General features: G+C 55.2%; 12 protein-coding genes. 7 read left to right on the top strand and 5 right to left on the bottom strand.

Translation table 11 applies throughout. The annotated features are described in order from the left end of the window. The first annotated feature begins 83 nt into the window (after positions 1 to 83). The 3 genes from recR (at position 84) to SH248x_RS08855 (ending at position 3,399) form a co-directional block, all read left to right on the top strand. Entirely contained in the window at positions 84 to 710 is a 627-nt protein-coding gene (recR, locus tag SH248x_RS08845; protein ID WP_459558168.1) for a recombination mediator RecR, read from the top strand. Between the two features lie 158 nt (positions 711 to 868). Continuing rightward, on the top strand, positions 869 to 2,365 hold the full coding sequence (rpoN, locus tag SH248x_RS08850; RefSeq protein WP_459558169.1) for an RNA polymerase factor sigma-54: 1,497 nt from the start codon (positions 869 to 871) through the stop codon (positions 2,363 to 2,365). A gap of 254 nt (positions 2,366 to 2,619) precedes the next feature. Then, positions 2,620 to 3,399 carry an SGNH/GDSL hydrolase family protein gene (locus tag SH248x_RS08855; RefSeq protein ID WP_459558170.1) on the top strand — a complete coding sequence of 260 codons (780 nt, stop codon included), beginning with the start codon at positions 2,620 to 2,622 and terminating at the stop codon, positions 3,397 to 3,399. A 244-nt stretch (positions 3,400 to 3,643) separates the two neighbouring features. On the opposite strand, the gene thiL is transcribed toward SH248x_RS08855, so the two are convergent. Then, positions 3,644 to 4,576, bottom strand: a complete 933-nt coding sequence (gene thiL / locus SH248x_RS08860) for a thiamine-phosphate kinase (RefSeq protein WP_459558171.1) — start codon at positions 4,574 to 4,576, stop codon at positions 3,644 to 3,646. A 589-nt stretch (positions 4,577 to 5,165) separates the two neighbouring features. After that, positions 5,166 to 6,548 (bottom strand): trypsin-like peptidase domain-containing protein, encoded by a 1,383-nt coding sequence (locus SH248x_RS08865; protein WP_459558172.1) that lies wholly within the window; start codon positions 6,546 to 6,548, stop codon positions 5,166 to 5,168. A 349-nt stretch (positions 6,549 to 6,897) separates the two neighbouring features. Between SH248x_RS08865 and SH248x_RS08870 the strand changes: the two genes are divergently transcribed. The 4 genes from SH248x_RS08870 (at position 6,898) to larC (ending at position 10,708) form a co-directional block, all read left to right on the top strand. After that, entirely contained in the window at positions 6,898 to 7,203 is a 306-nt protein-coding gene (locus SH248x_RS08870; protein ID WP_459558173.1) for a tetratricopeptide repeat protein, read from the top strand. Positions 7,204 to 7,345: 142 nt separating this feature from the next. Further along, positions 7,346 to 8,713 (top strand): phosphohexomutase domain-containing protein, encoded by a 1,368-nt coding sequence (gene glmM, locus SH248x_RS08875; RefSeq protein ID WP_459558174.1) that lies wholly within the window; start codon positions 7,346 to 7,348, stop codon positions 8,711 to 8,713. A gap of 29 nt (positions 8,714 to 8,742) precedes the next feature. Beyond that, on the top strand, positions 8,743 to 9,333 hold the full coding sequence (locus SH248x_RS08880) for a hypothetical protein (protein WP_459558175.1): 591 nt from the start codon (positions 8,743 to 8,745) through the stop codon (positions 9,331 to 9,333). A 31-nt stretch (positions 9,334 to 9,364) separates the two neighbouring features. Further along, a complete protein-coding gene (larC, locus tag SH248x_RS08885) occupies positions 9,365 to 10,708 on the top strand; it encodes a LarC family nickel insertion protein (RefSeq protein ID WP_459558176.1) in 1,344 nt (447 codons plus the stop codon). Between the two features lie 177 nt (positions 10,709 to 10,885). Here larC and SH248x_RS08890 read toward each other — a convergent pair whose 3' ends face one another. The 3 genes from SH248x_RS08890 to SH248x_RS08900 form a co-directional block, all read right to left on the bottom strand. After that, a complete protein-coding gene (locus SH248x_RS08890; protein ID WP_459558177.1) occupies positions 10,886 to 11,116 on the bottom strand; it encodes an addiction module protein in 231 nt (76 codons plus the stop codon). Then, positions 11,103 to 12,110, bottom strand: coding sequence for a GHMP family kinase ATP-binding protein (locus SH248x_RS08895; RefSeq protein ID WP_459558178.1), 1,008 nt, complete (start codon positions 12,108 to 12,110; stop codon positions 11,103 to 11,105). Before SH248x_RS08895 ends, SH248x_RS08890 begins: the two co-directional genes overlap by 14 nt. A 259-nt stretch (positions 12,111 to 12,369) precedes the next feature. Next, positions 12,370 to 12,930 carry a DUF447 domain-containing protein gene (locus SH248x_RS08900; RefSeq protein ID WP_459558179.1) on the bottom strand — a complete coding sequence of 187 codons (561 nt, stop codon included), beginning with the start codon at positions 12,928 to 12,930 and terminating at the stop codon, positions 12,370 to 12,372. Positions 12,931 to 13,021 lie beyond the last annotated feature (91 nt).

Consider the following 13,021-nt stretch of genomic DNA (forward strand, 5'->3'; position numbering starts at 1 on the left):
TGACGACAACGGCCCCCCCGTCACCTTTACGACAATTCCGCTTCTCCCCCCGCTGACGACGAACGACTTGAGAATACGTCCCGATGCCCAAGGTGAACTTCCATTCCAACGAACATCCCTACGGCGAAGCCTTCGGCTCGCTGATCAATGAGTTTTCGCGCCTGCCAGGCGTGGGACGCAAGTCAGCAGAACGTCTCGCCTACCACATTCTCAACTGCAGAGAAGAGGACGCACTCGGCCTTTCGGATTCCATCCGTCAGGTTCGCTCGACCATTCGTCGCTGCAAAATCTGCCAGTGTTTCACCCAGACCGACCTCTGCAACATCTGCAGTGACCCCCGTCGTGACCAAAGCCTCGTCTGTATTGTCGAGCAACCCAAGGACATGTCCTCCCTGGAAGCCTCCGGTGCATTTCACGGCCTCTATCACGTCCTTCACGGGCACCTGGCCCCGCTTGATGGGATCGGTCCCGACGACCTGACGATCACCGACCTCATGAAACGCATCCGCCAGGGCAAAGTCAAAGAACTCGTCATGGCGACCAATCCGACTCTGGAAGGCGACGGCACCGCCCTCTATATCACCAACCTCGTCGAAGGCACCGGCATCAAGATCACACGCCTCGCCCGAGGCATCGCCTCCGGCAGCGTCCTCGAATTCGCCAACCGAGAAATGCTCGCCGACGCCTTAAGAGGGAGACAGTCCTTTTGATTAACTGCACGCGATTCCCGGGTTTTACAATCGTTACGATCGGTGAGTAGTTTTTGAGGGTTTCCTGACCCGAACTTGTATTTGACACGATTTGGCATCCACGAGACTACAATCTGTTGCAAGACCGCAGCAAAAGACAGCGAAAGCCCTACTGAACCATGCACTTGAATTTTTCACAACAGATGAAAATGAGCCAGCAGATGAAGCTGGCTCCGCGCATGATCCAGTCGATGGAGATCCTGCAGCTTCCCATCCTGGCGCTTCAGGAACGTATCGATCAGGAACTGGAAGAAAACGTCGTCCTCGAAGTCGAACAAGAGCAGGACACCGACGAGCGCAATCCCGCTGAAAATGATGACCTCAACGAAACCTCGCTCAGCGTTGAAGAAGACAATCACGACATCATGCGCGACGAGATGGTCGTCGACAGCAATAACGGTGAAGCCGACTTCGAACGCCTCCTCGAAATGTCTTCCGACTGGCCCGAAGACAACATCATGGAGTCTTCCCGCCCCTCGTCCAACCGCATGGAAGAAGACGGTGACCGGGCCAACGACCAGATGGCCAACATCCTCTCCCGCCCACAATCGCTGCAAGACTATCTCCTCGACCAGTTCCATTACTTCGACATCACTCCCGAAGTCAAAGAGTTCGGCGAGTACCTGATTCAAAACCTCGATAAGAACGGCCGCCTCCAGGGAACTCTTCCCGAGATCATGCAGGTCTACGGCCGCTACATCGACCACAACACCGCAGAGACTGCGCTGAAGATGATTCAGCAGCTCGACCCTCCCGGCGTCGGAGCGCGTGATCTCAAGGAATGCCTATTGCTGCAAGTCAATGATCGCATGCCGCTCAAGGATGTGATCATGACCATCATTTCGTCGCACCTAGAAGACCTCGCCCAGAACCGCCTCCCGCTCATCGAACGCAAAACAGGCTATTCGATCGAACTGATCAAGATGGCTCTCGAAGAGATGAAGACTCTCGATCCCTTCCCCGGACGCAAGTTCGAATCAGACACCGTTCAGAATGTTCGCCCCGACGTCTACATCGAGCAGGGCAAGAACGGCCAATGGATCGTTCGACTGGAAGATGAGTCGACGCCACAACTTCGTATCTCGCAGAAGTACATTGCTCTCCTGCAAAACAACCCCGACGACAAGACCAAGGAATACATCAAGCGCAAGATTGAGTCCGCTAAGTGGCTGATCGAATCAATCGAACAGCGTAACAACACGCTGAAAAAAGTCGCGCAGGCCATCATCGATTACCAGACCGACTTCCTGAATCAGGGCGAAGAGTTCATCGTCCCTCTCAAGATGCAGCAGATCGCCGACGTCGTCGGCGTCCACGTCACGACCATCTCCCGAGCCGTCGATGACAAATGGATCGCCACCCCCCGCGGACTGGTTCCGCTCAAACGCTTCTTCGGCGGCGGCACCACCGATGCCAACGGAGAAGAAGTCGCTTGGGACATCATCCGCCTCAAACTCAAAGAAGTCATCGACGCCGAGGACAAAGACAACCCCCTCAGCGACGACGCCATCGTCGAAGAACTGGCAAAAAAGGGCTATCAACTCGCCCGAAGAACAGTCACCAAGTACCGCAAAGCCATGCGCATCCCCAGCTCACGTCAGCGCAAGCAGTTTTAATTCCGACCACGTCTGGATCTCCCATCCAACCTCTTTCCGGATAGCCCGGGTTGTCCCAACCCGGGCGTGCCGCTTCGGCACGCAAGAAACACAGAAATGGACGACCAACACGCGCTCACCCCGTGCTTCTCGCGGCTTCGCCGTCCACGCTAAGGCAACCTGAACCACCCGATGTCATGCGTTGACAACAAGCCATCGTTTCAGGACGATCTGAAGACCAGATCAACAATCCCTTGTTTGAAAGGTCAGCTCGCATGACATCTTCTGTGAATGGACAACGTCGCGTCTTCCTCCAGTCAACACTCGCTGCCGGGGCAGCCGGGTTGATGCTCAATGGTCACTCGGTCGAAGCCGCGACATCCAGCATTGCAGCCGAGCCGGTCATCAAAGCCGGAGCAACCGTTCTATTCCAAGGTGACTCGATCACCGACGCTGGTCGCAAGAAAGACGAAGAGAGCCAGTCGACTCCCAACATGCAGCCAGGCTTCGGAGGTGGCTACGCCTGGATGACCGCCGCGGCTCTGCTGACCGCTCCCAAGGGCGACACCCTGAAGTGCTACAACCGCGGCATCAGCGGCAACAAAGTCCACCAACTTGCCGAACGCTGGGACAAAGACTGCCTGGACCTCAAGCCCGATGTCCTCAGCATCCTCATCGGCGTCAACGATATCTGGCATCACCTCAATGGACATTATGAGGGAACGGTCGAAACCTACGAAACCGATTATCGCGCCCTCCTGACGCGTACCAAAGAAGCGCTGCCAGAAACGAAACTCGTCATCTGTGAACCCTTCGTTCTCAGATGCGGAGCCATCAACGACAAATGGTTCCCCATGTTTGATGGCTTCCGCGAAGTCGCCGCCAAACTCTCCCAAGAATTCGACACCCTCTTCGTCCCGTTCCAATCCCTCTTCGACGAAGCCGTCAAATACGCTCCCCCCGAACACTGGGCCGGCGACGGCGTCCACCCCAGCAACCACGGAGCCGCCCTAATGGCCACAGCGTGGCTAAGAACCGTCGGCTACGCCTCCTAACTGTGTAAGTCTCTCCGGGCCCTTCTCCCTTAAATTCTGCCCCTTCTCCCTTGAGGGGAGAAGGGGTCAGCGCTTCGCTGACGGATGAGGGTGGGCGCTAGGCAACAGGAGACTCTCATCAATGCCCCCAACCACAGGCGTCCTGCCTCCCTGATTCTTCACTCATCGACCATCACACCTCTCAAGGCGCAACCACCTCGCCTTACCATGAACCCCCGAACTTCATCCCAGCCTGGTCACTCCATCACTCCCCCAACGAATGCCGATATCCCCCCACCACCAACGTCTCGATCTCCCCATCCTCCCTTCGAATCCGACTCTCCCGATCATCAGTCACTTCACCAATCGCATAAACCTGGCATGGCTTCGAGTCATCCGCAGCCAGCCTCCGATACTCCTCCGGTGTAAGCGTAAAGAGCAATTCAAAATCTTCCCCATCATGCAGCGCATGATCCACAACCGACCGTCCCGATGTCTGTGACAACGTCTTCGCATCGTCCGTCACCGGAATCTGCGTCGCATCCAGAATCGTCCCAACTTTGCTTTCGTGAATGAGGTGCTGAATATCCGACGACAGCCCGTCACTCAAATCCATCATCGCATGAATCGCGTAATGACTCGCCAGCCAACTCGCCTCTTTGACTCGCGGCGTAAACGTCAGATGATGCCCAAGAATACTCCCACCAAGCGCCCCCGTCACACAAACGATATCCCCCACCTGTGCCCCTGATCGCGTCATCGCCCGCCCCTTCGCCACCCGCCCCAGCAACGTCACACTGACCGCCAGCTTCCCATCCCAACTATTCGTATCCCCGCCCGCAATGACCGTCTTAAACTCCCGCGCCAACTCCTCAATCCCGCTCATCAGTTCGAGCGCCTCCCGCTGCGAAGCCACCTTCGGCAACACCAACCCCACAAACGCCGCCACGGGCTCGGCCCCCATCGCCGCCATGTCCGAGAGATTCACCGCCAGCGCCTTCCGCCCCGCCGCCCGATAACCACACTCCTCAATCAGAAAATCAGTCCCGTCCATCACGATGTCTTTCGTGACAACCAGCTGCTTCCCACCCTCAAGCAGTAATGAAGAGAGCAGAGCCGCATCGTCCCCAATCCCCAGATCCACAAACGGACTGCTCGCAGCGCGAGAACGAATATCAGCAATCAGATCGAATTCCATTTAATTAATTACCAGTCAAGAACTTCGGATTCTCATTGCAGTCTATTCGAGGGATTTGTTCTAGAAAGCTGTTTTGAAGAGACTCCGTCAAAAAATAGAACGCACCAAATCCGAAATCATGGTCAGTTTTGTCGAGCCAGTAAATAGACCATTTGCCTGACAAGTGGGAGTGAAAGGCTTTTGACTTTAAACTCTCTTCGTTTGAAGTCGCGACGCAAATGGGATACTGCGATTGGACTGACCAGCAATCACCTAGTTGTTCTCCTACATTTTTCCAGCACCAACGAACCGCATTGTCAAATTCGAGGTAGCCACCGCAAACAACGCATATGAATGGAAGATGTTCCTGGAGCCAGTTGTGATAAGTAATATCACCTATCACATCGTGTTTGAAATACTCTTCGAAACTGCTTAATAACATCTTTAACCTCCAATCTAATTCTGTGCTTCAAGTATAACAAAACGGATTTGAAAGCAGGAATCATAGATCGGCACGCACCTAGTGTTTACGAATTGAGCTTCAATGCACACTGCGCAACAAAAAAGGGACCTTGCAGCCCCTTGATTGATTCGTCTTGTTCTACTCGTCTTACTTCAACTGCAGATACCCATAAAGAACTTCACGTCCCCGCAGGATATAAAAGCGAAGCGGATTGAACTTCTCCAAATCGCCATTCTCGATCACGAAGGCAACATCTTCCGATTTGACCGTTTCCCACTGATGCAACCCGACCAGGATATCGCCGTTACGGATGCCATGTTTCGCAGCGGGGCTGCCCTGACGAACTTCCGTGACAACCATCCCGCCATTGTACTTGCTGTGGACCGGGTGGATCTGATCTTTAGGCACTTTGACGAGCTTCATCCCCAGCTTGTCCCAGACTTTTTGTTCTGGGCTGTTGCTGTCGAAGTTGACCGGTGTTGCAATCTTATTCACCGTGTGTGAATTCTGAGCCATGATGACGGTCGCTTTGTCCGACTGACGCAGAGCCAGCTCCAGCGTCTTCGTCTCACCACCACGCTCGACTTCGACTGTCATCTTTTGTCCCTTGGGAACATCCAGCATCCAGCGTTCGAAATCAACACGGTCCGTAATAGTGTGATCTTTGACAGACAGAATCACATCGCCAGCCTGAAAGCCAGCCTCTTCACTCGGACTACCTGGATCAGGCTTGCGAACAACAAGATGACGGTCAGTCCCGTTCTTCTTGTCCTCAGTCGCAAGACCGTGATAAGTGCCGCTGATTGTCTGAGTATTGAGCAGGTCAGCCAGAACATTGCGGGCATCATCAATCGGGATCGCAAAACCAATACGTTGTGCACCAGCACGGATCGCAACATTGATCCCAATGACTTCGCCATCCAGGTTGAGCAGAGGACCACCCGAGTTACCGGGGTTGATGCTCGCGTCGGTCTGGATCAGGTCCTGGTAAGACTGCGTCTCGTTGACTTCCACATCCCGGCTCAAATAGCTGACAATGCCGGAAGTCACCGTGTGCACATAACCAAAAGCATTCCCGACTGCGAAGACCGTTTCGCCCAGCATCAGGTCAGACGAAGTTCCCATCGTCATGACTTCAAACGGCTGATCGCGATCAACTTTCAGAACAGCCAAGTCTTTATTTTTGTCAAAAGCCACCACGCGTGCAGCGTAATGGGCACCATCAGCTAACGAGATTTCCAGGACTTCCACTTCACTGACAACGTGGAAGTTCGTGACAATATAGCCCCGTTCATCGATGACAACGCCCGTCCCCATGCCGGTGACGCGCCTCGCTTTTCCCGAACCGAAGATATTATCCTGGTCCTTAGCGGTTTTTTCGGTGTGAATGTTCACAACCGCTTTTTGCGCTTTTTGAACGGCTTTCACCAGGGGCGTCATGCGCGCTTCGGAAGCAAAAAGCCCCGAGCTGAGTGTGGCGAGCGTTAAGCACACCAGACTCAGAAACGCAAAGAAATGAGGCCGTTTCATAAGCACTATTGTTCTTTGTTGTTAGTCTGAATGACGCGATCCATCATTTCCGGACAGGCCGCTTCCATGGCCTGCGTGTAGGTGTTGGATCGGTTCTACGTCGTCTGAGGCTTGAAAGCCCCCGTCGCGACGCGCAGAGTCAACCCAGATTAACAAGACATGAAACGGGGCAATTTGTGCGCCGCTCGCCCGTGCAAGTTTCCGAGAAACCAGTCTGCTCCCCAGAATTGATTGATGGCGCAAATGATAAGATGCTTTCCGCCCACCACTTCGATGACAACCCGAAAGGCTTCTGTTAGACTCCAAAACTCGACGTGGTTTGAACTTCGAACGAAATCAGGGTGAGACGATGCCGTCAAAAGACAAGATCCTCGACATGCTCCAGTCAGAACCAAACGATCCGTTTCTGCTCTATTCCCTCGCCATGGAAGAGCTCAAGCAAGGTCAACTGCCAGCCGCATGCGAAGCCTTTGATCGCATAACGACCATCGATCCTGATTACGTCGCAGCCTATCATCAAAAAGGGCAAGCTCTGTTGCAGGATGGGCAAAATGAAGAAGCTCTGCGGGTCCTGCAAGTCGGGATAGAGAGAGCAAATGCGGTAGGCAACGACCACGCCGCCGCCGAAATGCAGGGTCTCGTCGAACTGCTTTAATCAGAAAAAATTTGCCACAGAGAACACAGAGGTCTCAGAGAAACACCTGAGGTTTCATTCAGAATCTCCTTGCCTCGGTGAACTCTGTGTCCTCTGTGGCGAATTCTCTTCTCTCCGACTGGCTTCAAAGAAGGATGTTGTCGTGCCAAGGATTTTGAGCATTTCAGGTCTCCGCGGAACCATCGGGGATGCAGACGGTCTCGACCCCGTCTTCGCCATGGAGTTCGCAGCCGCCGTCGGGACCCTCGCAGGGGGCGGGACCTTCGTCGTCAGTCGTGACGGCCGTTCAACTGGCATCATGCTCAAGTCCGCCGTCATCGCAGGCCTGACCTCCGTCGGCTGTGACGTCGTTGATGCCGACATCGCGACCACCCCCACCTGCGGCGTCCTCATCACCGAACTCAAAGCCGCCGGCGGTCTCCAGATCACTGCCAGTCACAACCCGATTGAATGGAACGGCCTCAAACCCTTCACCGCAGGCGGGTCCGTCTTCGACGCCGAGACTGGCAAGAAACTGCTGTCGATCCTCGAGTCAAAAAACTTCGCCTACCGCCAACACGATGGCATCGGCAAGGTGACCACCCTCGACGATCCCCTCCAGGCACACCTCGATCGGGTTTTCAAACTGGTCGACGTCGACGCCATCAAAGCCAAGAACTTCCGCGTCGTCCTCGACTGCAATCACGGCTCCGGTGGACTCTCTGGTCCACGTCTCCTGGAAGCCCTCGGCTGCGAAGTCATCGTCCTCGGCGGCACTCCAGATGGAAAGTTCGAACACATCCCTGAACCCCTCGCCGAAAACCTGACCGAACTCGCCGCGAAGGTCAAAGTTCTCCGTGCCAACGTTGGTTTCGCTCAAGACCCCGACGCGGACCGCCTCGCCATCGTCGATGAGACGGGAAGCTACATCGGCGAAGAACTGACCCTCGCCCTCGCCGTCGATCATGTCCTTCAGACACGCAAAGGAACCGTCGTCGTCAACGGCTCGACCAGCCGGGTCACTGCCGACCTCGCCGCCAAATACGGCAGCCAGTTCTTCCGCTCCGCCGTCGGCGAAGCCAATGTCGTCTCCATGATGAAAGAGAAACACTCAACCATCGGCGGCGAAGGCAACGGCGGCGTCATCGAGCCGCAAGTCGGCTACGTGCGTGACTCGCTCGTCTCAATGGCCTACATCCTCGACGGCCTGGCCAAACGTGGCAGCACGTTATCCAAGTGGGTCAGCGAACTGCCGACGTACACGATTGTCAAAAAGAAAGTCACCTGCCCAGCGAGCTTCGTCACCCTCGCCTGCGAAGCCCTCTCAAAGACCTACAGCGACGCGACCGCAACCACCGGCGACGGCCTCCGCCTCGACTGGCCCAACAAATGGGTCCAGATCCGCGCCAGCAACACCGAACCCATCGTCCGCGTCATCGCCGAAGCCGCAACCGAAGCGGAAGCAAACACCCTTGCAGAAGGAGCCATGGAAGTCGTGCAGAACGTCATAAGAAATTCAGGTTTCCAATAGGTAGTTTCCAGTGAGGAGGTACGCCCAAAATGCTGATCTACTCACTCGAAGAATACATCGAACTCAACGGCTATCCCATCCACCCCGCTGCCCGGGAATTCCTCAGGAAGTTTCCTGACTATGGAGTCAATAACCATATTTTCCCCGGCATAAAAGGGATCTGGGGACAGACAACCGATCTAAGACGACTTGCCCCTGGCTCATTTCGAGAATGGAGATCTCCCATCCGAGAAGCAGAGAAGGTACTCAAAATCAGTCTCAGTCCAGTCGGCGCGGGTTACATTTACCCTCATGAATTACAAGGCTGTGATTCGCTCCGCCTCATTGGCAGTAATCGTAGCGTTTACCTTTTGACCAACTTTGATGTTCTTTACAAAGCTCCTGTTACTTCTGATCAGATCCAATCTCCAAACGAACTGTTTCCCTTCTTTGATAAGTGTATTGAGGTTTGTGATGACGATGACGACGAAACAATATCAACTCTTCCCATACTTCAACTGAGTCTCTCTCAACACGCTCGTATGTACCTGACTTACCTGACAATCGATGTCAAAGACAGATATCCAACCTACATCCTCTATTTTCTCGGCCTTGCGTTTCTGTATTGGATTATCTTCTGAGGCCTTCAAACAACAAGCGAAACAACATCCCATGAAAATCGCCTACCTCGATACAGCCGTCGGCATCAGCGGCGATATGACCGTCTCCGCACTCATCGAAGCCGGTGTTTCCGTCGACGCCTTGCGTGACGTCGTCAATTCACTTGGCATTGATGGCGTCGAACTGGAAGTCTCCAAGGTCATCAAGATGGGCTTCTCGTCGACTCACTTCGTCGTCAAGCATCCCCCTCAACAGGCTCACCGGCACATGAGCGACATCCGCGCCATCCTCGACCGCGGCAAGCTCACTCCTCGACAAAAAGCAGTCGCTCTTGCGATCTTTGACGAAATCGCGATCGCAGAAGCCAAGGTCCACGGCACCACCGTCGATCACGTCCACTTCCACGAAGTCGGTGCGATCGATTCCATCGTCGATATCGTCTGCGCAGCCGTCGGCTTCGACCTGCTTGGCGTCGAGAAAATCTACTGCTCCCCCATCCCCACCGGCTACGGCCGAATCAAAATCGACCACGGCGTCTGCTCCATCCCTGCGCCTGCCACCGCAGAGATCCTCAAAGGCATTCCCCTGGTCGACGTCCGCGTCGAAGGCGAACTGACAACCCCAACCGGGGCTGCCATCGTCAAAACCCTCGTCTCCCAATTCGGCCCCATGCCTGCGATGAAGATCTCCAGCATCGGCTACGGAGCAGGCACCCAAAACTGGCCCGACCGCGCCAACGTCCTGCGTCTGCTCGTCGGAGAAGCCGCTGTCGCCAGATTATCTGGCGATCAAGTCTGGCTGCTGGAAACCAACCTCGATGACATCACCGGCGAAGTCCTCGGTTACACCCAGGAACGCCTCCTCGAAGCCGGCGCTCTCGACGTCTATACGACACCGATCGCGATGAAGAAAGGCCGACCGGGAGTGATGCTCTCCGTCATCGGTCGACTTGAAGACGGAGCCAGCCTCGAAGAAATCATCTTCCGCGAAACCAAGACCCTCGGCATCCGTCGCCAGATCATCGACCGCGCCACTCAGAACCGAGCCAAGGGCAAAGTCACCACCGAGTGGGGCGACGTCGAAGTAAAAATCTCCTGGAGTAACGACCAAGATCCCGTCGTGACCCCCGAGTACGAAAGCTGCCGCGAATTCGCCAGAGCCTCCAACGCCCCTCTCCACGAAGTCTACGCCGCCGTCACAACCGCCGCTCAAGGCTTATCGCTGGAAATGCTCGGCATCAAACAAAAACCCAAATCCGGCGACCACTCCCACGACCACTCGCATTCCCATTCACACGACCACACCCATGATCACGGCCATTCTCACGATCACAGCCACGATCATTCCCATGACCACTCACACGACCACAGCAAAGGTCATCAACACGATCATTGACTACCATCCCCGGGAGGGCGAGGCTCCGCCCGAGCCGCTGTCCCGCGTTGCAACGAACCTTCAACAAATCAACGAACATTCCCCGGTGTGCCACGGCTGTGTCAGCCGTGCGATCGCGCAAGAAACGTCCATTTCCACCACCAACGCAGCAGTACCTGATCTCCTTGCTACCATGCTTTATTCATCAGCGTCGATAAGCTTCCAGACTTCCTCTGACGGAATTAACTCCGCTGTTCCATTGCGAACCGATTCCACACGTCGCTTGATTTCCTCACCCCAAGCCTGATCAACTTCGTCTTGATCAACCGCAGGCTCTTCGTCGAGAGACCGTATCAAGAACGACAGCAATTCCGAACGCTCTTCGGTCGTGAGAGCTGATACCTGTTGATAGAGTTCAGCCTTGTCCATAACTCTCCCCATCTGATGATCCGATAACAACCCGAGCCCGTGAATTCAACGCACACGTCATCAACATCTCCCATCCGCTGTGTGGCAGCTTTCCACCCAGCATATTCACAGAGCATAACGCCTCTTCCTCCGTTCGACAAAACGCAAACAACGTCGGCCCCCACGACGACTGTCCCAGCCCCGTCAGCCCCTTCTCGCGCAGAAACGCAATCGTGTCCGCCGCCTGCTTCGACGCATAGATCCCACCTTGAATCAGCGAGAACTGCTGCCCGACAAGCTGCCCAAACAGGTCGATCGTCTGAGTGAAGGCCTCGAAGTCGCGCTCGCGCAGAGCAGCAGGAATATCGACATCCAGAAACCGCGTCAGCTCATGCGCATGGGGATGTCGCACTTGATCAATGTGCGTGAACGCATCTTTCTCTGCAGTCCCCGCTAAGCCAGCCCCCTGCGTGGGCCGAATCAGCAGGATCCGCCAGTCTTCAGGAAACTCCAGTCGCGTCTGCACCGAGCCGAGCGAATCAAGCCGAGGCTTCCCATCATCAATAAGAAATCCACCTTGAAAGTACCCCGTCGACCCAATGCTGGAGCGCTCCCCGCGACCCGCCAGTTGCATCGCCTCCGCCACCGAGCTGAACGCTCGCTGATGCAACGCTGACCAGGCATCAACGACCGCCATCGCCAACTGCGTCCCCGACCCCAGTCCCGTATGCTGAGCGTAATAAGAATGCAACGCGATCTCGACCGACATCTGCTCACAAGATGCCAGCGTCTCGTTCAATCGATGGAGCAGGGCAGTGATCCGCGAAGCATAATCAGGCGGGGCATGAATCACGGAATCACGATGCCCGACACGAGGCTGCAACGACAAACAAAACCCCGGCGAACCAATCATCATCCCACAACCACGAAACAGCCGCCCAGCGTCCTGTGGCTCTGAAAAGATACCAAAGTGCAGCCGCGAACCAGTCTGAATATCAATACGTCGAACGTGCATAAAATGATTTTAACGAATTCAAATTTCACGCGTTAGCCAACACGTATATCCCTTCTCCCCCGGGGAGAAGGTGGCCGAGTCTTCGAGGTCGGATGAGGGACCTCTGCGAAGTTAATAACGCTCACATATCGCCCCTCCACCCTTGAGGGGAGCCGTTCTTCGTCCCTTCTCCCTTGAGGGGAGAAGGTGCCCAAAGGGCGGATGAGGGTGGGGCATAGGCACTCATTCGCCCTCATCTTCACCATCGACCTCAGCAACCTCACCTCTGCCCACTCACATATCCGCGCAGCAAATCAAACGCTTCAAACTCCCTCGCTCCCGCCGTCTTCTCCACAATCACCTGATACTTCTCATACTCCGCCAGCACCTGCTCCCGAGGCAGCAAATGCAAACGGGTCGCAAGAATCGCCGCCTCGAGCACCGCATGCTTGGCTCGGTTGAATCCAAAGAACGGCCGATGTTCCTTCCTCGCCACGATCCTGGCCGTCAGCACCGTCCGATCTTCCTCTTCATTGAAATGCTCAATTCGAAATTCAAACGACTGACAACAGTCCGCCAGCCTCACCCCAAGAATCGACTCCGCCTCCACAACATCAGGCAACACATCGATCTTCCCGATCGCCCCGCGCGCGATCAGTAGCACATCATCCGTGACGTGAAAGACACCCTCCGGATGAGCCTTCAGATTCTGATACGTCGTCGATGTCTTGAACGGCCGAAAGAGAAACTCCGTCATCTCCCCATTCACAATCGGCCCCATCGGCGCAAGATTGACCACCCCCAGCGATGAACACGTCGTTACAAGCCCTTCAAGAATCATGCTGGCACACTTAAGCCAAGGCCGCAACTTGTCCCTTCTCCCTTGAGGAGAGAAGGTGCCCGAAGGGCGGATGAGGGTGAGCGCTAGGCAA

This window comes from Lacunimicrobium album (assembly GCF_052161635.1).
Classification (GTDB): domain Bacteria; phylum Planctomycetota; class Planctomycetia; order Planctomycetales; family Planctomycetaceae; genus SXPC01.